The sequence below is a fragment of the Rhodococcus sp. I2R genome (assembly GCF_020889545.1).
Classification (GTDB): domain Bacteria; phylum Actinomycetota; class Actinomycetes; order Mycobacteriales; family Mycobacteriaceae; genus Rhodococcoides.
The window spans coordinates 59,170-79,196 of sequence record NZ_JAHUTG010000021.1 but is presented as its reverse complement, the minus strand read 5'-3'; the positions used below and the strand labels follow the sequence as shown (position 1 = coordinate 79,196).

18 protein-coding genes are annotated in these 20,027 nt (G+C 64.2%); 6 read left to right on the top strand and 12 right to left on the bottom strand.

The annotated features are described in order from the left end of the window. Window positions 1-24: 24 nt before the first annotated feature. Genes KVY23_RS19500 through KVY23_RS19480 form a run of 5 tightly spaced genes read right to left on the bottom strand, consistent with a single transcriptional unit; the run spans window position 25 to window position 5,826 of the window. Window positions 25-1,512 (bottom strand): FAD-dependent monooxygenase, encoded by a 1,488-nt coding sequence (locus KVY23_RS19500; RefSeq protein WP_230557890.1) that lies wholly within the window; start codon window positions 1,510-1,512, stop codon window positions 25-27. After that, window positions 1,513-2,568: a cytochrome P450 gene (locus KVY23_RS19495; RefSeq protein ID WP_230557889.1), complete on the bottom strand. Its 1,056-nt coding sequence runs from the start codon at window positions 2,566-2,568 to the stop codon at window positions 1,513-1,515. Continuing rightward, window positions 2,565-4,154 carry an MFS transporter gene (locus tag KVY23_RS19490; RefSeq protein WP_230557888.1) on the bottom strand — a complete coding sequence of 530 codons (1,590 nt, stop codon included), beginning with the start codon at window positions 4,152-4,154 and terminating at the stop codon, window positions 2,565-2,567. The genes KVY23_RS19495 and KVY23_RS19490 overlap by 4 nt, the downstream gene beginning before the upstream one ends. Then, complete coding sequence (locus KVY23_RS19485) at window positions 4,151-4,876, bottom strand: HAD-IA family hydrolase (RefSeq protein ID WP_230557887.1); 726 nt, start codon at window positions 4,874-4,876, stop codon at window positions 4,151-4,153. Before KVY23_RS19485 ends, KVY23_RS19490 begins: the two co-directional genes overlap by 4 nt. Continuing rightward, window positions 4,873-5,826, bottom strand: coding sequence for an AfsA-related hotdog domain-containing protein (locus KVY23_RS19480; protein WP_230557886.1), 954 nt, complete (start codon window positions 5,824-5,826; stop codon window positions 4,873-4,875). The genes KVY23_RS19485 and KVY23_RS19480 overlap by 4 nt, the downstream gene beginning before the upstream one ends. A 317-nt stretch (window positions 5,827-6,143) precedes the next feature. On the opposite strand from KVY23_RS19480, the gene KVY23_RS19475 reads away from it, so the two are divergent. The 3 genes from KVY23_RS19475 to KVY23_RS19465 all read left to right on the top strand — a co-directional run bounded on the left by KVY23_RS19475 (window position 6,144) and on the right by KVY23_RS19465 (window position 9,428). Continuing rightward, window positions 6,144-7,400: an MFS transporter gene (locus KVY23_RS19475; RefSeq protein WP_230557885.1), complete on the top strand. Its 1,257-nt coding sequence runs from the start codon at window positions 6,144-6,146 to the stop codon at window positions 7,398-7,400. 251 nt (window positions 7,401-7,651) lie between these two features. Continuing rightward, window positions 7,652-8,203, top strand: coding sequence for a YceI family protein (locus KVY23_RS19470; protein WP_230557884.1), 552 nt, complete (start codon window positions 7,652-7,654; stop codon window positions 8,201-8,203). A gap of 289 nt (window positions 8,204-8,492) precedes the next feature. Beyond that, window positions 8,493-9,428 carry a lysophospholipid acyltransferase family protein gene (locus tag KVY23_RS19465; RefSeq protein ID WP_230557883.1) on the top strand — a complete coding sequence of 312 codons (936 nt, stop codon included), beginning with the start codon at window positions 8,493-8,495 and terminating at the stop codon, window positions 9,426-9,428. A 222-nt stretch (window positions 9,429-9,650) separates the two neighbouring features. On the opposite strand, the gene KVY23_RS19460 is transcribed toward KVY23_RS19465, so the two are convergent. Together KVY23_RS19460 and KVY23_RS19455 are read right to left on the bottom strand one after the other, a co-directional pair. Continuing rightward, window positions 9,651-10,136 (bottom strand): M15 family metallopeptidase, encoded by a 486-nt coding sequence (locus KVY23_RS19460; RefSeq protein WP_230557882.1) that lies wholly within the window; start codon window positions 10,134-10,136, stop codon window positions 9,651-9,653. 138 nt (window positions 10,137-10,274) lie between these two features. Continuing rightward, complete coding sequence (locus KVY23_RS19455) at window positions 10,275-10,553, bottom strand: hypothetical protein (protein ID WP_075838907.1); 279 nt, start codon at window positions 10,551-10,553, stop codon at window positions 10,275-10,277. A gap of 213 nt (window positions 10,554-10,766) precedes the next feature. On the opposite strand from KVY23_RS19455, the gene KVY23_RS19450 reads away from it, so the two are divergent. From KVY23_RS19450 to KVY23_RS19440, 3 genes are read left to right on the top strand one after another with little or no spacing between them, the layout of a single operon-like run. After that, window positions 10,767-12,251: an NAD(P)/FAD-dependent oxidoreductase gene (locus KVY23_RS19450; protein WP_230557910.1), complete on the top strand. Its 1,485-nt coding sequence runs from the start codon at window positions 10,767-10,769 to the stop codon at window positions 12,249-12,251. After that, window positions 12,248-13,093: an SDR family NAD(P)-dependent oxidoreductase gene (locus KVY23_RS19445; protein WP_230557881.1), complete on the top strand. Its 846-nt coding sequence runs from the start codon at window positions 12,248-12,250 to the stop codon at window positions 13,091-13,093. The genes KVY23_RS19450 and KVY23_RS19445 overlap by 4 nt, the downstream gene beginning before the upstream one ends. Beyond that, window positions 13,090-13,758, top strand: a complete 669-nt coding sequence (locus tag KVY23_RS19440; protein WP_230557880.1) for a TetR/AcrR family transcriptional regulator — start codon at window positions 13,090-13,092, stop codon at window positions 13,756-13,758. Before KVY23_RS19445 ends, KVY23_RS19440 begins: the two co-directional genes overlap by 4 nt. On the opposite strand, the gene KVY23_RS19435 is transcribed toward KVY23_RS19440, so the two are convergent. The 5 genes from KVY23_RS19435 to KVY23_RS19415 all read right to left on the bottom strand — a co-directional run bounded on the left by KVY23_RS19435 (window position 13,745) and on the right by KVY23_RS19415 (window position 20,011). Next, window positions 13,745-14,290, bottom strand: a complete 546-nt coding sequence (locus tag KVY23_RS19435) for a TetR/AcrR family transcriptional regulator (protein WP_230557879.1) — start codon at window positions 14,288-14,290, stop codon at window positions 13,745-13,747. The two genes, KVY23_RS19440 and KVY23_RS19435, sit on opposite strands and share 14 nt — an antisense overlap. 179 nt (window positions 14,291-14,469) lie before the next feature. After that, window positions 14,470-15,900, bottom strand: a complete 1,431-nt coding sequence (locus tag KVY23_RS19430; RefSeq protein WP_230557878.1) for an amidase — start codon at window positions 15,898-15,900, stop codon at window positions 14,470-14,472. Window positions 15,901-16,101: 201 nt separating this feature from the next. Beyond that, on the bottom strand, window positions 16,102-17,403 hold the full coding sequence (locus KVY23_RS19425; protein WP_230557877.1) for a YhgE/Pip domain-containing protein: 1,302 nt from the start codon (window positions 17,401-17,403) through the stop codon (window positions 16,102-16,104). A gap of 176 nt (window positions 17,404-17,579) precedes the next feature. Then, a complete protein-coding gene (locus KVY23_RS19420; protein ID WP_230557876.1) occupies window positions 17,580-18,431 on the bottom strand; it encodes an SDR family NAD(P)-dependent oxidoreductase in 852 nt (283 codons plus the stop codon). Further along, the gene (locus KVY23_RS19415) at window positions 18,428-20,011 is read right to left on the bottom strand and encodes an NAD(P)/FAD-dependent oxidoreductase (RefSeq protein WP_230557875.1); all 1,584 of its coding nucleotides are present in this window, start codon (window positions 20,009-20,011) and stop codon (window positions 18,428-18,430) included. The genes KVY23_RS19420 and KVY23_RS19415 overlap by 4 nt, the downstream gene beginning before the upstream one ends. Window positions 20,012-20,027 lie beyond the last annotated feature (16 nt).

Genomic DNA, 20,027 nt, shown 5'->3' with positions numbered 1-20,027 from the left:
AATCGGCAACGGGCGGCAACGGTATCAGTGATCCTGCATCCAGCGCAGGGCGAAATGGCCCTCCAAAACCTTGCGCATCTGTGCGACCTGCGAACTTTCGCCGGCCCACGCGACGTACCCGTCCGGTCGGACGACGACGATCTCTGGGTACAGCTTTGGCAATCCCTGGGCGACGACGGTGTCGGTGAACGGGATGGCTGCCGTCTCGGCGATGGCCGCACGTGCTTGCGCACTGACAAGTATCACGATTCGGCCGCGGGCGAGCAGCTCCGACACGGTCGTCCGTGTGCCGTCGACATCGATTTCGTGGTCGGGTAGGAACGACCCGTCGAGCTCGCTTTCCGATGGTCCGGGGATGTCGTGGCGCAGGGAGTGACCGTTGATCTTGTCGCCTAGCCAGTCGTGGGTGTCTTTGTTGCACAGCATCTGCGAGACCATTCGACGCAGTGGGTCCTGGGCCGGATCTGGATTCATGATCGCCGACTGGACACGAGTGTTGTCGATGACCCACTGGCCAACAGGTTGACGTTCGGCGGAGTAGCTGTCGAGCAGGGTGTCGTCTGCGGCACCGGTCACCACGGCGGCGAGCTTCCATCCGAGGTTGACCGCGTCGGAGATTCCGGTGTTGAGGCCCTGCCCACCGAGCGGGTAGTGGATGTGGGCAGCGTCGCCGACCAGGAATAGTCGACCGTCTCGGTAGTCGTGCACGATCCGGCTGAAGTCGCTGAACCTATTGAGGTAGTGCGGCGACTCGAGCTCGACGTGTGACCCGACCACGCGGTCGATCGCGGCTCCGAACTCCTCCGGTGTGACCGGTGCATGCCGGTCGGCGGCGGGACCGTCGAACTCGAACACGATTATCCGGCTGTGTCCGTAGCGGTTCAGGTTGAGCAGCGTCCACCCGGCGTCGGTGTGGTTCCATCCTCCACGGAGATGCTCGGGGTGCGGCAACTGCGCGAGGCCTAGGATCGCGCGCATTGTCGGTGCGTATTCGGTCGTTGTGAACCGGCCCGAGCGCAGCACCGCGCTGCGGCCGCCGTCGGCACCGACCACGTAGCGCGCAGCGTACCGTTGCTCGGCACCATCGGAGTCATACGCGATGACGACTGCGTGGTCTGCGGACTGTTCCACGGAGGTGACCGTGATACCCCGGATTACCTGTGCACCATGTGTGGCAGCCTTCGCTGCGATCGCGCGTTCGAGTTCGGCCTGGGCGATGCCCATCATGACCGGCCCGTCGATGGTTCGCGATCGCAGCGTCAGCCACGGGTATCCCGCGAACTGGAACAGCTCCGAGGAGATGGTCGTGTGATCGTTGGTGCGGCGTGGGACGGCGACGACCTGTCTGCGCGCGAGGGTCGCGATGGCGCGCGCGTGATAGGTCCCCGCCTTGGGGTACTCGTTCACGGCATCGCGACTCTCCAGTACCACCGCCGAGATGTCATGCAGCGCCAACTCGTTGGCGATCAGCATCCCCACCGGCCCACCGCCGACCACGATCACGTCATACATCTACACAATTCCTCTCACACCGAGATCCACCGGCAGAACGGCAGGTCGCCGCAGTCCGGTTCCTAGATCCCATTCGACGTCCGACGGATCCACACGCAGAGCCAGGTCGGGGTAGCGCGTGACGACCCGGGTGAGTATCGCGATCAACTCCGTCTGCGCCAGCGCCGACCCCATGCACCGATGCATGCCGTACCCGTATTGCAGATGCCGACCACGCGGGCGATCCAGCCGGATTTCCAACGGTGCGTCGAACACCGCCGGATCGCGGTTGGCCGCGTTGATGTGTGGGTAGACGATCTCCCCGACCGGAAGCGGACCGGCCGTGGTGTTGAGAGGCCGGGTGAGTTCACGCGGGAACGACCCCGGCGTTCCAAGCGGCATGAGGCGCATGATCTCCTCCACCAGGTCCGGTACCAGGGAAGGATCGTCGACCACCTGCGAATACAGATCACGATGCGCCAGTGAGGCATACAGGGTTTTGCCGAGCATCGTCGCGACGTTGTTGTCCCCTCCGAGGACGATCCTCATGACGGTCCCGCTGATGAGGGTGTCGACGACGGCGGCGAATTCCGGCTGCCGGGCCCGGCGCTTGTAGGTGGCGAGAAGTCCGGTGTCGTCGTGTTCGGAGTCGTCGGCGACGAGTTCCTGCACCCAGCCGTACAGCTCGACCCACGAGTCGACGATGAGAGGTATCTCGTCGCGACGAGCAAGCTGAATCCGTCGACCGAACTCGTGGGACACGAACTCTCTGACTACACCGTGCACCGGGGCGTCGAGATTGATGAGCACCTCGGGTGCCCAGTTGGTGGGCATGAACGACGGGCCGCCGTCGACATTGCACAGCGTGCGGCTGGCGGTCCGGTCGAGCATCAACGTCTTGACGTCCTCGTAGGACGTCAGGCAGATCGCGCTGTGCCCACTGGGCAGCTCAATCCTCTGATGCCCGTCGTCGCTGGCGAGTTCGCGGACGTATGGCGGCGGGGTGTCGAGATTCGGGATGTCGGTGACCAGTGGAGTTGTCGATGTCCCGCCGGGGCGATGGATGGTCTGAGTCATTGCGGAATCTCCTCGGGATCGAGAGCGGTATCGGCATCGAGGACCGGGGCGGCTGCGGTAGGTGTCGTCGGGGTATCGACGGGGCGCCGCAGCAGGAGTATGACGGCCACGGCGAGGACGAGAGACAGGGCGGCGAGCACCCAGAGCAACGGGGTGAATCCGTCGGCGAACGCGGCTCGCAGCAGACCGGTATCCACGGAGCTGTCGATGCCTCCGATCTCACCGGTGACGACCTTGTCTACGATGCTCTCCCGCTCACCGGGTCCCAGGGCGGCCGGCAGGCGGTCGCGGACCTGACCACCGACGCCCGCAGTCAGCGCGCTGGCAAACACCGCGACGACGACGGCCTCGCTACCGAGGCGCACCGTGGACACCAGACCTGACACCATTCCCGACTTGTCGGCAGGTACCGATCCGATCGCCTGGCCGTCCACCAGCCCGACGCCCAACCCGAACCCCAGGCCGAGCAACAGGAACGGGACGACGATGGTGCCGATGCTCTGCTCGGTACCGACCAGGGTGAGCGCGGCCGCACCGGCAACGAACAACAAGACGCTGCCACCGAGGATCACCCATACCGGTACGCGACGGGTGTGCATGGCCCCGGCGATGAGCGGGCCGACGATGACCGGCACGGTCATGATCAGCATCACCAGTCCTACGGTCCCGGTGCCCAGCTGCCATACCGTCGACAGGAACGTCGGGTAGTAGGTGAGCAGCGTGACGAAGCCGACTGCACCGGCGACGGGGACGGCGAGCAGACCGACGAGCCGGGATGATTGCAGCAACGTCAGGTCGAGCAACGGGTGAGCTGTGGTGAGTTCGATCCGGATGAACGTCGCGAACAGCACCATCCCGGCGATCAGGGTGCCGAGTGTCGCTGGCGAGTGCCATCCCCACGAATCTGACTGCACGATAGCTGCAATCACAAGCGTGAGTGACGCGGCGAAGGCGACCGCACCGGGGTAGTCCAGTCGACCGGTGGACTGAGCAGGCGTGTCGTGCACTTTCGATGCGATGACCAGGGCTGTCGACACCGCGATGACGACGGCGTTGAACCAGAAGATGCCCGACCAACCCACCAGCGCGATGGCGGTCGAGGAGATCGTCGGCCCGAGACCGAGTCCCACTCCCGCGGCGGTGCCGAACAGCGCGAACGACCGCGCCGCGGCAGCGCCGTCGAAGGTGATGGCCAACAGCGCTCCTGAGCAGGCGAAGATGATCGCGGCCCCGACGCCGGCGAGCGCTCGACCGATGTCGAGCAGTAGCAACGACGGTGCGACAGCGCTGAGGACCGCCGCCCCGGCGAACAGCGCGCCGCCCAGGACCAGGCCGCGGCGGCGGCCGAGGTGATCGGCGATCGATCCGGCGACCAGGCTGAACACTGCGAAGGTGAGATTGAAACCGTTGACGACCCACTGCAGCAGTGCCGGATTGGAGCCGAGATCGGCAGCGATGTGCGGCAGCGCCACACCGGTTCCGGACACACCGGTGGGTACGACGACGACACCGAGCAGGATTGCCGCCAGGAGGAGGTTGGGTCTGGCGGTCGATGTGGCTGTTGAGGACGACGCGGGTGCGGTCATGCGCTGGTCTCCCTGTCTGCGATGGCGCCGTGGTCTGCGCCTAGGAGCGCGGCGAGGTCGGCGAGGGTCTGATCGTTGTCGACGAAGCGAATTGCTCCCCAACCGGATCTGCGTGCGGCAGCACAGTTGGACTCGAGATCGTCGATGAGGACGGCGGTTCCAGGGGCGGCCCCGATCCGGGTCTCGGAGATCGCGAAGATTTCCGGCTCTGGTTTGCGACACCCGACGTCGTAGGAGTCGATGATCGCGTCGACGTCGACGTCGTCGTCGAGTCCGACCATCGGGCGCCAGTGGGCTTCCCACTCACGGACGTTGTTGGTGAGAATCCCGACTCGGTAGCCCTGCGCCTTCAGCTCGTAGACCAGGTTGCGCATCGTCGTGTTGACCTGGTGGCCTGCGAACCACTGGCGACCGAAGTCGGTCTCTGCCCGCGAGACGTCGATCCCTCGGGATGTGAGCCATCGGTGCATACGATCTACCCACTCGGCCTCGGTCAGTAGGCCGAGTTCGACGGGAGCGAGCACGTCGACGCCGAGGCCGTCGGCGACGCCCGCCATCGCGGCTTTGAGATCGGCCGGGCTGATACCGGTCTTGCGTTCGTAGTCTACGAACAGGTCTTCGATCGGGGGCGAGAGCACGCCTCCGAAGTCCAGGAAAACCGTCGTGTATCGCGGCGCGGCGGCGACCGGCGGGACGGTGCCGACGCGTGCTGAGGCGGTCATGGCGCGACCGCCACGTGGCTAGAAGCGTACGACCGGGCGAAGAGCACTCCACACGACGCGATGACCACGCCTTCCTGCGTGATGTCCACGTCGAAGCCGACACCCTGGTCGCAGGTGTCCGTCTGCGGCCGGACAAGCGCATTGGTCTGTAGGTCGATCTCACCGAAGCGGGTGAATGTCGCAGACAGAGAACGTATTCGGAGACGGCGTGCACTGAGTCCGAAGTACTCGTCGGCACCGATGATCGGGTGATGCTGGTCGACGAATACATCGATGTCGAAACCGCCCGAGACGTGGCGTGCAGCACCGACAACATTGCGACTCAGGCTACGGCCGAGGGCCTCTGGCTGGTGCGCACCGACCTGCCGGTGGGGGTGGCGTCCCGGCAAAGGTTCTATGCCGCTGCAATATTCAGCCAGTCCCAGCTTTGCCCGTCCCGAGGCTCGGACCCGAGCCCAGACAGATTTCGGCATCCATTGAATCGACATGGTCATGGTGACCGCAGTCATCCCGGCAAGTGTGACCGTCATATCGAGTGTGATGCCGATGATCGTGGTGTCGCGGACCTTCTCGCCGCCGATCACCGCACTCAGCTCACCGTTGCCAGGGGCGGGCGTTACCGTCATCGCGTCATCCGAAACGACGGTGAAGGCACCGGCATTGAAAATGAAGGACTGGTCGAACTCGACTCCCACGTGGCGATGGGCGATCAAGATTGACGCCTGCCGGAAGCACTCCAGGACGAGCAACGGGTCGTATCGGCCGGCGGCGGGCCCTACGTGATCGCTGTAGTAGCTGTGCGACTTCGGGAGATGAATGCCGACGCGAAAGTTGGGGTACCGATCGCAGATGATGTCGGTGAGGTAGACCTCCGACAGTGCGTCGCGGTGCACGTGTTCGCGCGGGACCAGGGTCGAATGGGAAAGTTGAGCGTAAAGAGTAGATGTCACGGCGAGCCCCTTGCTGAAGGTTCGGACGGAAACACAGACGAGAGGTCTTGCTGGGCACCGCACGGCACCAGTCACGTCTGCGATTTGTCTCAAGCGATCCGGCAGGTCTCGGGCTTGTAAGCAAGGGGCTCTCAAGCGACTCTGTTCGGACTGTGGGTAGCTTAGCGCGCGCAACGAATTCCGTCGCGCCCGAGGACCAACTGCGAGTGGAGTCACATCGCCGGTTCACGGGTGGGTCTTCACACAGGCGCTCGCCAGTGGCACACGTCATGTGTTGCTGCCGTGTCGATTCGGTATTCGGCCCGCATAGTGATCTGATGACACCGAAGCGACGACCGGTTGCCGTCGCCGCGGCGGGGATGGCAGTAGAGGGCTACGACTGGGTGACGTTCCTCACGCTGCTCCCATACATGACCAGCGAGCTGTTCCGTGATAGTGAATCCGGGATGACCGCCGGCCTCGCAATCTTTGCCGCCGGGTTCGTATCCCGGCCCGTGGGGGCCTACATACTCGGGAGTATCGCTGATCGACGAGGCCGCACAACGGCGTTCGTAACCTCATTGTGGACCGGGGCCGGCGCGACTACCGGAATGGCCATCACACCCGCGATAGACGGAGTGGCCTGGGCCGCGCCGCTGCTGTTGTTGATCTTCCGAGTGGTTCTGGGTGCCGCACACGGCGGACAGGCCGCGGTGGTCAACGCACACATGTACGAGATGCACCCTGTCGGGCGGAGACTGGACCCGTCGGCGCTGATCTACACGATGGCCGCGTGCGGAAAAGTGGTGTCGCTGACGGTCACCCTGCTGATGATTGCCATGATCGGCCATGAGCAGATGGCCGGGTGGGGGTGGCGGATTCCCTACGCGGTCGGGGCGGTGGCGGGTGCGGCACTGGCGATAGCCGCGGCCCACGGCATCGACGCCGCTCTACCACGATCCGAGGAGGCGGGCACCGCGCCGAATCTCCGGCATTCGGCGATACTGGCTCGGATGGCGGCAGTCTGCGCGCTCACCGTCGGCACCACTCTGTCCTACAACATCTGGGTCGCCGGCACCGTTCCCTATGCGGTCACGCATCTGAGCGTTGGCGAATCAACCATGGTCGCAGTATCTCTCGTGCAAACGGTCGGTTTCGCTGGACTGGTGATCTGCGCCGGAGTGCTGATGCGGCACCGATCCCGCACCGGGCTGTACGCCGCGTCCGCCGTCGCCAACGCAGTGTTCGCGCTGCCTGTGCTGTATCTGACCCGGCCGTCGGCGACACTGGCGATGTACCTGGTCGGCACGTCGCTGGCAACGGTTGCCTTGGCGGGTCTGTGTGCTGCATTGCCCGCGGTTATCAGCGCCCTGTTTCCGCGATCGGTGCGCGGGGTGGGCAACGGTCTGCCCTACGCCGTTGCCGTTGCATTGATTGGCGGGACGGCACCGAGCCTGCGCGAGACGTTCTCATCGAACTACACGGTCTTCGCGGTGTACGCCGCGACGACGTGTCTCATAACTGCAGGCACTGCAATCATGGTCGATCGTCGATCAACTGGGATACGACGGCAAATTCAAGTACAGCAACCATAGTTACCGCACCGTCAACCATCTGGCCCTTGTGGCTGATGTGTCTAGCTTGTCGGGAGGCCGCCGACCCTCATTCATGGCCGCGTTCTCCTTTGCGTGGGCGTACCGAATTGACCTCGTTGTCTTCGGGTTCGATAGACAAGTGATTGCCCGCCCAGTCACGCACTGTCGGAGTTGGACTTGCTCAAACACTTTGGCGGATTCGGGTGGTTCCGTATGTCCGCGCGCGTGAGCGGGGCGGATACAGTCGACTCATGAATGCCACATGCTGGAATTTGGACGCCTCCGTTGGCGAGTTGCTTCTGCATACTGGTGTCACCGGCCGGGCGGCGAAGCTGGGTCACAACCTGACGATCGCCATGAAGGCATGGGAAGCTACGGTGTCCTGGGACGGGGACGGTCCCGTCGCTGCGGAACTGACCGTCGAGGTGTCGTCGCTCGACGTGCTGCGGGGTGACGGGGGTGTGAAGTCGCTGTCCGGGCCCGAAAAGGCGCTGGCGCGGTCGAACGCGCTGGGCGCGCTCGATGCGGACCGATTTCCCGCCATTACCTTTCACACGGATTCCATCGAGAAGATTGACGACGGCTATCGACTCACCGGGTCGCTCGACATTCACGGATTGACCCGGCCGCAGACTGTCGATCTGCATACCGAGGGCCTCGGCGACGCATGGCGGGTGTCGTGTGAAGCCGTCGTCTGCCAGAGCGAATTCGGCGTCAAGCCGTACTCGCTGTTCCTGGGTTCGGTCAAGGTCGCGGACAACGTGACAGTAACCTTTACCGCCAGCTGGGCCAAGGACGACTGAAGCTCGCCCGACCGAGCCGGAGGCCCTCAGGGCGGACGCCCCAAGGATCGTCCGGTGGCCGTAATGGCATGTTCCATCGCGAAGCGGGCCGTCGGGTGTCAACAGAGGGCGTCACGAGGCCTGTTGGTGTCCCTATGGATGGTCGCTCGTTCGGGCGCCCGCCATTTCCCGGAGCTGCCGAAAGTCGAATACTCGCGTGGATATCTATGCAGTTCGCGGGTTGGTTTGTAATCGTCGCGGTGTATCGATTTGCCGCTGGCGCGCCGATGCGCGCGACTAGGTTGTGAAGATGAGTCTTCGCGGGTCTATCGCACGCTTCGTCGGCGGTGTACCGGGTCCGGCGGTAGGGGCCGCTCGGATGCTTGGTGCCGCGTCTGCGGATCTCGCAGGCGTCGTGGATCCACGTCGCCTGATCAGCCGGCGGTCGGCCGAGGACCCCTTCGACCTTCGCGACCCCGAGTACATCCGGCGGACGCTGCCGGCGCTTCGCGCGTTGTCCGACATCTACTTCCGAGGCGAGGTGCGGGGGATGGACAACGTGCCGGCGCGAGGTCCGGTGCTGCTCGTCGGTAACCACTCCGGCGGGACGCTCATCGCCGACACATTCGTATTCACGCAAGCGTTCTGTGACCACTTCGGCGCCGAACGGATCTTCTACCAACTTGCCCATGATCTCGTCTTCAAGGTCCCTGGTGTGCGTGCCCTAGTTGTCCCGTATGGGACGGTGCCGGCCTCGCCGGAGAACATGCGGCGGGCGCTCGCGCGGGACGCGGCGCTGCTTGTGTATCCGGGTGGCGATCATGAGACCTACCGAGCGACATGGCATTCCGCGGACATAGATTTCGCCCACCGGACCGGGTTCGTGCGGCTCGCGCTGCAACTGGACATCCCGATCGTCCCGGTCGTGGCGATCGGTGGCCAGGAGACAGCGCTGTTCCTTGGGCAGGGCGAACGCGTCGCGCGGCTGCTGCACCTGCACCGGCTGCTGCGGCTCGACGTCGTCCCGGTGCAGATCGCGCCGCCATGGGGCGTGACCGTGCTCGACGTTCCGGGCCGGGTACCGCTGCCGGCGAAGATTACCGTCGAGGTCCTGTCGCCGATCGATCTCCGCGCGGAGATCGGAGCCGATCTCGACCCCGAGGCTGGGTATGAACTCGTCACCGAGCGAATGCAGCAAGCCCTGAACGAGCTCGCCCACGCCCGCAGGTTCCCGTTGATCGGCTGAGGTAGGGCCCGACCACAAGAACGTTGCCAACACCGGCTGACCCCGGCCCCGGCGATGAACAGTCAATTGTGGCGTCGCCGAAGTTGATCTTCGCGACGTCCGAACGACGCTGGAGGACCCGGTCGTGCGACGGGGGGGGGCAACGACTACGCATTGGCGCCCATCGCGGCGCGCCACGATTTCGGGGCGATTGCGAAAGCGGCCGGCTCGCGCCGCCCAGGGCTATCGCTGACTGGCGTCCGGCAACCGGGGCGGGCAGGTGCCGCCGGGTACGGTGGCCAATTCGAAATGCCACCATTCGTTGTCGTACGTCCGGCACAGCCCCCACTGGTTACCGCGTGCCTCCAGCCACTGGGCGCCCTGCTGCGGACCGACATCGAGGGCCCGGCCATGGACGTGGCTCGATGCCTCCGGCGGTAGCACCCAGTGGCGCGCCGCATCGGGGCTGCCGTAGGTCCGGATGCCGTCCTCCCACAGCTCCTGCTGCTCCGCTGGCGTGCGGTAACCCGAAGTGATCGACAGCGGAACCCCTTCCGTGTGGGCCTGCTGTTCGGCCAAGATGTAGGCGGCGGCCAGCACAGGGTCCAGCCCGGGCGTACCGACCGCAACGTCCGCGTGCGCGGCCGGCACGGACCATCCGGTCAATGGCACTGACCATCCGGACAACCCGATGCCCAGGGCAAGGACCGATCCCGCGATACGTCGCATGCGGTGATCGTATCGGTACGGCCACGAGTGAACCGTCGACTCGTATCAAAGGCAACGACTTCCTGCGCCGGGCCGCGGACCAGTCGCTCGCCGGCATCGCTGCCAACGACCCAGGTCAAGGGTTCGAAGCTGGTTGTCTCAACTGTACGAGGCAGCGAAGACCAGGAAAACGACGAACAACGCCACACCACCCAGGGCTGCGCCGAGCATGGCCTCACGGCCGTTGGTCGCCGTGCCGTCGACCGCCCGGTTCAGGCCGACCCACCCACACGCCACCGCGACCACACCGGCTGGAATCGCAATGAAGTCCCCTATGAAGGGGACGAAGGCGCACACGACGGCAACGATGCCCGCAATCAACGCAAGGCTTCCGACGCCGTCTCGATACATCGATCGAGTAGAAGGTTTCTTTGCCATACCGCCTCCACTAGCAGCTGATGCACAGCCTGTGCGCGGCAGAGTCGCCGATCTCGGGCGTACGTCAGTGCCGACCTTCGAAAGATACCCCGGCTTCGCAGATCGCGTCGGTCGGCTGGTCGGCGATGGCTCCTATTGCGGAATCAGACGTCATCGCTTTAGGGTGGTGACGCCCGTCACCGACCGACGTGGCTTGTTCATGGGGGGTGCGGCATCTACACCGTTGTCATCATCGGAAGCGGGTTCGGCGGTCAGTGCGCTGCGAAAGCGCTGCTTGCGCGCGGTATCGACGATTTCGTCATGCTCGAGCGCAGGCCGTTCCTCGGTGGAACGTGGAAGCAGAATCGATATCCCGGCGCTGCCGTCGACGTGCAGAGCCCGCTGTACTCGATTGCCTCCGAGCCGTTCGAGTGGACCAGGATGTTCGCCGAGCAAGAAGAGTTGGAGCGGTACACCGAGCATGTGCTTCGGTCCAACGAACTCCCCGGCCGCGCACGTCCGAACACCGAGGTCGAGAGGATCGAGTGGCGGGGCGACCACTGGGAGATCAGCACATCTCAGGGCGTGCTGCATGGACGGTTCGTCGTCAATGCCTCAGGGCCCTTGAGCACGCCGGTAATTCCGCCGTTCCCCGGCCGGGACAGGTTCGCGGGGAAGACGTTTCACACGAACGACTGGAACGTGGATTTCGACCACACAGGTAAGCGTGTGGCCATCGTCGGTAGCGGGGCCAGCGCCGCTCAGGTAATCCCGGCAATTCAGCCCGACGTGTCGGAACTGCATGTCTTCCAACGCACCCCGCACTGGGTGATTCCCAGGCACGATCGCGAGTTCACCGCTCTCCAGCGCAAGTTGCTGCGTTTCGAACCGATCCGAAGGCTGGTCCGCGCTGCGATCTACTGGAGCCTCGAGACCCGCATCATCGGGTTCAAGTACTCGCGTCGTGCACTGAAACTCGTCGCCGAGAACGAGGCCGTGAAACACCTGCGCCGGCAGGTTCCCGATCCGGATCTACGCACCAAGCTCACCCCGGACTATGCACTCGGTTGCAAGCGAGTAATTCTGTCCAACACACTCTTTCCGGCCCTCGGTGCGTCCAACGTGACCTTGCACGACAAGAACGACGGCATATCCGAGATCACCGAAACCGGCATCGTGACCGCCACCGGGGAGCACGTCGAGGTCGATCTGCTGGTGTGGTCCACCGGGTACGACGCCACCGACGGGGTGATCTCGTATCCGGTCATCGGGCGCGACGGACGCGCGCTGTCGGATGTGTGGGACCCGTACCCGCGGGCCTATCTCGGAACAACCGTTCCGGGCTTCCCCAACCTCTTCGTTGTCACCGGTCCCAACACGGGCATCGGACACACCTCGGCGATCTTCTTGATCGAGGCGCAGATGGAGTACATCGTCCGGGCACTCGACGCCGTGCGTGATGCAGGCGCCGTCGCGGTGGAGGTCACTTCGGCTGCGGAACAGGCATACACCGACAAGATCCACCGTGAGATGGAAGGCACGGTGTGGAAGGACGGCGGCTGCCACAGCTGGTATCAGTCCCGCTCCGGCCACGTCGTAGCTATGTTTCCCGGGTTCAGCTTCACTTTCCGCCGCTGGGCCAAACGCTTTCGCGCCGAGGAGCACGACATCCATATGACAGCGACCGACGCAACCGACAAAGACGTGATGCCAGTATGAAGGATCGTTTGGACAAGGTCGTTCTGATCACGGGAGCGGGCGGCGGTATCGGTGCGGCTGTCGCTGCGGCACTACATCGGCGCGGCGCTTCCATCGTGCTGGTGGACGTGCCCGCCGCCGACCTCGAACGTGTGTCGGCGCAATTGAGTCACAGCAGAGTTGCCATCGTTCGCGCCGACGTGACGAGTAGGGAGCAACTCGACAATGCGGTCGCCACCGCAATAGAACAGTTCGGACGGCTCGATATCGTCATCGCCAATGCAGGTATATCGAGCGGCGCCAGGGCTTCCACTATTCGATCGGTCGACGACGGGGTGTTCGAACGTGTCATCGGAGTCAATCTCACCGGTGTCTGGAATACAGTGCGCGCGTCGTTGCCACACATCGTCGACTCCGGCGGCTACATCCTGCTGACCGCATCTACCTACGCGTATGTCAACGGAATGGCCAACGCCCCGTACGCGGCGTCCAAGGCCGCAGTCGAGCAACTGGGTCGAGCGCTGCGGGCGGAGTTGGCGGGCACCGACGCAACCGCGGGTGTTCTCTACCCTGGATGGGTGTCGACTCCGATCGCCGACGTCGCCTTCGGTGGCGACGAGATCGCGACCGCTCTCGTCGCACGCGCATTCCCGGCGCCGATTCGGCGCCCGATCTCGACGGAAAAGCTCGCACGTGCCACCGTCCGTGGAATCGAGCGTCGCGCTGCGCGCATCCAAGTTCCAGGACGGTGGATTCCTTACTCCCTACTGCGCGGCATCATCAATCCCCTGTCCGACATCATTCTCGAACGCGATGCCGAGATCGCCCGGCTGACCGCCGAACTCGACGGACGCCGGACGTGAGCGAGGGCTCCGCGAGAGCTGCTGGACGCGCGTACGGGGGCGTGAGCGCCGTCGAACGGGACGGCCGCCGGCGCCGCCAGCTACTGGATGCGGGGCTACTTCTCTTCGGCGATACCGGGTATCGAAGCGCCACGGTCCGCGGGCTCTGTCGGGAGGCCAAGATCGCGGATCGCCATTTCTACCAGTACTTCGCTGGGACAGAGGATCTCCTGCTCGCGGTCTATGGCGAATGTATGAGGCGCCTCACGACCGAAACCGTGGCCGCCATGTCGCAGGTGGAAAGTGGCGATGACGTCGAGCGCGTGGCCGCTCGGGGTCTCGACGCGTTCTTTCGCGTCATGGAGGATCCGCTGCTCGCGAGAGTGGTGTGGACGGAAGTGCTCGGAGTGAGTCCTCGGGTCGAGCGAGAGTATCTCGCGGCTATGACCAGCTTCTCCGAACTGATGCTCGCGCACCTTCGAGGAATGGGCGTCGCGGTCGAGGCGGAAAACGATGTGGATCCTGCAATTCTCGCGACTGCTGCAGTCGGCGGGATCAGTCACACGGCGATGACGTGGTTTCTGAGCGGTTACGCTGCCGACCGAAAGGTAGTGGTTGCAACCACCGCACGCTACCTCGCGAGCATCGGTGGATCCTTGGCATCGGAATCGATCACTGGCTCCTGACGATGCCCTGAACGAGCGTGTCGATGATGGATCGAGCTGTAGCCGGGTCGTGATCGTGGGTCAGCAGACCTTCGACGACGAAGGTGATGATCTGACAGTGTGCTTCGGCATCGGTAGTGGGCATATCGGCTGGCAGCTCGGCACGGGTGAGTGCATCGGCCATGGAATGGAAATTCTCGTGCCAGGTGTCGACTGCTCGAGATGACAGGCGACGGTTGTGCACTGTATCGACCAGCCGACCCATCCCCTTCAGCTCCGCAGTAACCCACACCAGTTTGTCGGCCAGATCGAGCTCTGCGAGGTCGGTCCAACGTTGGAGCGATTCGGCGAGGACGACGTCCAACACTGCGACGAGTAGCTCGTCCTTGTCGGTGAAGTACCAGTAGATCGTCGTCGATGTCACTCCGGCTGCGCTGGCGATGCGTGCGAGCGAGACTTCCTCGTATCCACGTTCGAGGAACAGGATGCGAGCAGCCGAGACGATCTCCTCGCGCTTCTCTTCCCGTTGACGGGGTCGTCGATTCCGAGGCATTGTCGAAGCTTATCTTGATCACCGATCAAGACGGGTTGGCCTGCTCGTACGGCGGCGGACCGAATTCCGCGAGGGACCATTATCGACGCAGGTCATTTCGATTTGTACATCGAACCACTTTTCGAGCAGGTCGTGGCCGACCAGCTGGAGTTTCTGGCTTCGAACGCCCCGGTGCAACGCTAGTCGACGTCGGTGATCCGCCGAAATGGCTGTGCCGCTTCGAGTTCGAACGCCACTTCCAGCAGCGCCGTTTCGTTGCCATGATCGGCGGACAACTGGATGCCGATCGGTAACCCGTCCGCGGTGCAGCCCAGCGGCATCGAGATCGCGGGGCCACCCGACGCATTGTTCAGCGGCGTGAAAGCGACATAGGCGAGCAACCGGGGAAAGAGCACGTCGAACCCGTTCGCGGGGGAGAGGTGTCCGAGCCTCGGTGTCGTGTGCGCGAGAACCGGCGACACCATGATGTCCAGGTCGGCGAACGCGCGGTGGTAGTTGGCTTCCGATCGGCGCAACCGTCGGATCGTCTGTGGCGTTTTCCAGAAGTTCCGGATGAACCTCTTCGACAGACCACGAGTCAAGGCGTCGGTCTGGGATCGGTCGAAGCTCGGGTCCAACGTCCACTTCCCGAAGTTCTGGACCGCGAAGCCCAGCAGACTCCAGTAGTGCTGAAAGTCGTCCTGAAACGCCAACAGTTCCTTCTCGGGCAACGGCAGTCCGATCTCCCGAACACTGTGTCCGAGGTCGGCAAGGATGCGTGCGGTGTTCTCGACTGCCTTCCGGGTGTCCTCGTCGACGGGTATACCCGGTAGTGACCGCATCACGAGGCCGATGCGCAACCGTCGCTTCGCGGGGCCCTCGACGAGTCCGACCGGCCGAAGCTGCGGCGCTGGGCGGTACCGCTCGACCTGCGCGAGGAACGCAGCTGTATCGCGCACAGTTCGGGTGAGCACTCCGTTGGACACGATGTTCACCGGCATACTCGAGGCGTGGGCGTCGAATATCTCACGGCCACGTGTGGGCTTGAGTCCGACGAGTCCGCACGTGGCCGCGGGGATGCGTATCGAGCCGCCTCCGTCATTCGCGTGCGCGATGGGTACCACGCCCGCGGCGACGAGTGCCGCGGATCCGCCGGACGAGGCGCCGGAGGAGAATTCGGTGTTCCAGGGATTGCAGGTAGGCGGGAGCGTCTCGAACTCGGTGCTGGCGTTGAACCCGAACTCGGGCATCGTCGACTTGCCGAGGCTGATCAGCCCTGTCGAGAGCAGCTGATCGGTGAAGCCGGCATTGCTGTGTGCGGGAGTGGAATTGATTGCAAGCGAACCGTGATCGGTCGGTAACCCCGCGACGTCGGTGTTGTCCTTGACGAAGGTCGGGACCCCGGCGAAGACGCCAACGCCCGGACTGTGGGCGCGAAGGCGTGCACGGTCGAAATCGGGTGTTTCGATGGCATTGAGGCGAGCATTGACCGCACCGGCACGTGCGATGGCGGCATCGACGGCCTCGACCGCACTGATGTCGCCGGATTCGATCGCGGATGCGACGCCTGTTGCGTCGAGGTCGCCGAGGGCATCGTCGCCGAACGCGTGGACCCGCTTCGAAATTGTCAATCGAACTCCCCATCGTGGACGTCGCTCGACTATAAGTCACCCGCTCACGTCTGCGATCCGGTACTCGCCGAACCCAAGGGCCCGTCGGAAGCGCGGGCTCCTTACAACCCGGCCGAGTGTTCGTAACCCAAGCTTCCGTTGTACGCGCGCGGACTTGTTGTAACTGCGGAGAAGTTGTCGAAATCTGCTTCCTGCCCGGAACTATTCTGCAGTTGCCCGGTCGAGGCCCTTGCGGTCGTAGACCCGGGTGAACACCAGTCCCAAGGCGAGTCCGATCAACAGTCCCACTCCGGTCATGGTGACGGCCTGTAGCAGTCCGGCGTCCGGTCTTCCGTGGAAATAGAGGATGGCCCGGGTGCCGAGGAAGATCTGGTGCATGGGCTCGAACTGAGCGAGCCAACTGTAGATTCCCGGCGACGCTTCCAAGGGCACCGTTCCGCCGGAGGAAGGCAGAGCCAGGACGATGAACACGATGAGGTTGATCAGCAACCCGGCGGTGCCGAATACGGACATCACCGACAGCGCCGTCACGCCCACTGCGGTGATCGCGAACGCGCTGTACAGATAAAGGCCCAGCGAATTCGGTGAGGGCATTCCCAACGATGCACTGATCCACAGATAGAGAGCGGATACGATCGCGGCCACCACCAGCATGATCGCCCATTTCACGGCGAGCGTGCCCGTCCGACTGATACGCGTGGCCCCGCGGTAGATCACGCGCGGACCGAACTCTGTGGGCGTGAAGCCCAGGAGTCCGTCGACCAGGGCGTTGACGATCGTCGCGCCGGTGAAGCCTGCGAGGACGAGCAGCAACGCGTAGTAGAAGGCGGACAACCCGCCCCCGGTTCCGTCGGGCAGTGGATCGTAGGCAGTGGTGATGATGTCTATCGGCTGGGCCAACGCGAGTCGGGAAGCCCCGCTGAGCATCGTGTCGGACCCTTCGAGTTGGCTTTCGACCTGGGCGGTCAGTTCGGAGCCGACAGTCGAATTGACCTCCGAGAGTGCGGTCTCGGCGATCTGCTGGGTCAAAGACACACTGAACGCGCCCGCCCGAGGGTTGGTGTTGACCGTGATGATGGGCTTGTCGACGTCGCCCGCGACGACACTGGCGCGCGCGAGTATCAGGGCACGTTTGGTGAAATCGCTCGGGATGACGATGGAGCCATAGGCCTCACCGGAGGCGAGCAGTTGCTGTGCCTCGGCAGGCCCTGTTTGCTTCAGGTCGATCTGATCGGCATCGATACCCGCGACCAGCCCCTCGGCGATGTCGTTGCCGAAGTTCTGCTCCTGGGTTTCGCCGTCGGACTCGACCACGTCGCCGAGATCCTGGTTGACGAGCACGATCGGATAGCTGTTGAGACTTTCGCGCGGGTTGAGAATTCCGCCGAGATAGAGCGCTGCCAGCAGCGACATCAGAGCGGACACGACCACAATCGGTGCCAGCCAGAATCGGGGAGCTCGAAGGACGTCGGTAACTGACCTGGGCGATCGGGAGTCCGGCATCGGTGTCCTTACGTTTGGCCGCTGGTCGAAATGTAGTCGATGGCGTCAGGAATTCAATCCGAGCCTCGCTCGACGCGGCCGTCAGCAACTCGACCGAGATCGTCGTCCCCGAGCTCAGCGGGCACGGTATCGCCGATTACAGCGAAACAGCGAGCCGCGGAGCTCGGTGAGGTCCGTCAGCGGCCGGGAATCCTATCCTGAGCTGCGGTTTCTTCGAGCTCGCGCATGATTTTCGCGACGGTGCGGTCTCGGGTGAGCTTCCACGCAAGCACGGGATCGAGGATGCCGCGCAGCCAGAAGTACGGCAACCACACGGCCGGGGCAATGAGACGTGCCCGTCGCGCGCACACGGAACGAACGAGCAATTCCGCAGCCCGGTCGCTGGAGAGGCGCCTGTTCAGCGGCCATGGCAGCAACTTGCCGATTCGCACACCGAGTGGGTTCTCGTCGAGTGTTCCCCGTGCCAGCTCGGTGTCCACGACGCCGTAGTACGCGAGGCCGGCCGTGGCTCCGACTGCCGCCAACTCGATCCGGAGTGCACGTCCGAGCTGCTCGACGGCGGCTTTGCTCACCATGTACGGGGCGCCACCCATTCCCGGGGTGAACGCGGCGCAGGAGGACACGAGCATGATGTGACCGCCGCCTGCGACGATGTCGTCGGCGCAGGCGCGGACGGTGTTGAGCACTCCGCCGAAGTTCACTGCCATCACGGTGTCGAACACGTTGCGGTCGATGGTGCGGATGGTCGACGGCGGCGGGGTGATTCCAGCGTTGGCGATGACGATGTCGAGTGCGCCGAACTTCTCCACCGTTCTACGGACGCACTCCACCATCGCCTCGTAATCCGTGACGTCGGCCGAGAGGAGGAGAACACGCTCGGAGGTGAGGGTGTGCTCCGGGATGTCTCGATCGACGACCGCGACTGACGCGCCGGCGGCAAGTAACTTCTCCACCGTCGCGGCGCCGATTCCGCGGGCACCGCCCGTCACGAGCGCAATCTTGCCGGGTAACGAAATGTGTCCGCTCATGCGCGTGTCTCCGTCAGCGCCGGTTCCTCGTCCGAGGCGGGTGCGGTGACCTTATCGGATTCCACTGTGCTGCAGCGGTAGTGCCCGAGCTCGACCGTGGACATACGGTGCGTGAAATTGCGCACCGAGCCCGGCCAGTACGTGACGTTGCGCCCCGATGGACTGAGGTAGTAGCTGCTGCAACCGCCGGAGTTCCACACCGAACCCGCAAGCTTCTCGTCGGTGTAGTCGTTGAACTCGGCCTGGGCCTCGCTGCTGACCTCGAGTGTGGCAATGGACTTGGCGTCCATGACGCGCAGCGCCTCGAGTACGTAGTTCACCTGCGCCTCGATCGTGATGACCTGCGAGGTGTACACCACCGAGTTGGGGCCGAGAATCATGAAGAAGTTCGGAAAACCGTGCACGGTGGTGCCTCGGTATGACGACATTTCTCCCGACGGCCAGGCGTCTCGCAGTGACTTGCCGCCGCGTCCCTTGATGCGGGCGAAGCCCGAGTGCTTGGCGATGGTGAAGCCGGTTCCCAGCACGATCGTGTCGACCTCGTGCGTGCGTCCGTCGGTGGTGACGATCCCGTCGGGCACGATCCGGTCGATGCCGGTCGTCTCGACCGTGACGTTCTCCCGACACAGTGCGGGGTAGAACGCGTTGGAGAACGTGGGGCGCTTGCACCCGAAAGTGTATTGCGGGGTCAGCTTTTCGCGGAGGACCGGATCCTTGACCTGCCGCCGAAGGTGAACGCGTCCCAGTGCCGCAAGGGGAGCGAGCAGTGCACGGTGATTGATGAGCCCGGGCACCATGGCCTCTTGGAACAGGTCGAAAGTCCGGCGCATGGCCCGCTGCGCCAACGGGAATCGACGTAGAACCTGTTGACCCGATTCGGAGATCGGACGGTCGGGGTGGGGCAGGATCCAAGTCGGCGTGCGCTGAAACAGCGTCAGGTGTGCAGCTTCGGGGGCGAGCCGTGGCACGAACTGCACGGCGGAGGCCCCGGTGCCGATCACAGCCAGACGGCGGCCCTGCGCCGAATGCTCGTGGTCCCACTGGGCCGAATGGAAGACGCTCCCCGAGAAGCTGTCCAAACCGGCGATCTCGGGTCGGGCCGGTTCGCTGAACGGCCCGAGAGCACCGATGAGCACGCGCGCCGACCATGTTCCCTTGGAGGTCGTCACCAACCACCGCGACTGCGCGTCGTTCCAGCTCGCGTCCACTACCTCGTGGCCGAAGCGGATCCGGTCGCGGATACCGAACTTGTCGGCGCAGTCGTTGAGGTAGGCCTCGATCTCCGGCTGCAGTGGGTAGAGCCGGGTCCAGTCCGGATTCGGCGCGAAGGAAAACGAGTACAGCGCCGACGGAATATCGCACTGAGCACCGGGGTAGGTGTTCACGTGCCACGTTCCACCGACCGCGTCGTCACGTTCGAAGACGAGGAAGTCCTTGCGCCCCTCCTGCTGGAGTCGAATCGCGGCGCCGAGCCCGCCGAACCCGGCCCCGACGATCGCGACGTCGATCATCGGCACCACCGAATCGCCTGTGGCGGGGGAGGTACCCGGAATTGTTGCAGTCGTACGAAGTTCAACCATATGGAAATCGACTCCT

What these genes read in the sequence shown, in the direction of transcription:
- KVY23_RS19500 (WP_230557890.1), bottom strand. Translation starts at nt 1,512, where the DNA reads ATGTATGACGTGATCGTGGTCGGCGGTGGGCCGGTGGGGATGCTGATC.
- KVY23_RS19495 (WP_230557889.1), bottom strand. Translation starts at nt 2,568, where the DNA reads ATGACTCAGACCATCCATCGCCCCGGCGGGACATCGACAACTCCACTG.
- KVY23_RS19490 (WP_230557888.1), bottom strand. Translation starts at nt 4,154, where the DNA reads ATGACCGCACCCGCGTCGTCCTCAACAGCCACATCGACCGCCAGACCC.
- KVY23_RS19485 (WP_230557887.1), bottom strand. Translation starts at nt 4,876, where the DNA reads ATGACCGCCTCAGCACGCGTCGGCACCGTCCCGCCGGTCGCCGCCGCG.
- KVY23_RS19475 (WP_230557885.1), top strand. Translation starts at nt 6,144, where the DNA reads ATGACACCGAAGCGACGACCGGTTGCCGTCGCCGCGGCGGGGATGGCA.
- KVY23_RS19470 (WP_230557884.1), top strand. Translation starts at nt 7,652, where the DNA reads ATGAATGCCACATGCTGGAATTTGGACGCCTCCGTTGGCGAGTTGCTT.
- KVY23_RS19465 (WP_230557883.1), top strand. Translation starts at nt 8,493, where the DNA reads ATGAGTCTTCGCGGGTCTATCGCACGCTTCGTCGGCGGTGTACCGGGT.
- KVY23_RS19460 (WP_230557882.1), bottom strand. Translation starts at nt 10,136, where the DNA reads ATGCGACGTATCGCGGGATCGGTCCTTGCCCTGGGCATCGGGTTGTCC.
- KVY23_RS19455 (WP_075838907.1), bottom strand. Translation starts at nt 10,553, where the DNA reads ATGGCAAAGAAACCTTCTACTCGATCGATGTATCGAGACGGCGTCGGA.
- KVY23_RS19445 (WP_230557881.1), top strand. Translation starts at nt 12,248, where the DNA reads ATGAAGGATCGTTTGGACAAGGTCGTTCTGATCACGGGAGCGGGCGGC.
- KVY23_RS19435 (WP_230557879.1), bottom strand. Translation starts at nt 14,290, where the DNA reads ATGCCTCGGAATCGACGACCCCGTCAACGGGAAGAGAAGCGCGAGGAG.
- KVY23_RS19425 (WP_230557877.1), bottom strand. Translation starts at nt 17,403, where the DNA reads ATGCCGGACTCCCGATCGCCCAGGTCAGTTACCGACGTCCTTCGAGCT.
- KVY23_RS19420 (WP_230557876.1), bottom strand. Translation starts at nt 18,431, where the DNA reads ATGAGCGGACACATTTCGTTACCCGGCAAGATTGCGCTCGTGACGGGC.
- KVY23_RS19415 (WP_230557875.1), bottom strand. Translation starts at nt 20,011, where the DNA reads ATGGTTGAACTTCGTACGACTGCAACAATTCCGGGTACCTCCCCCGCC.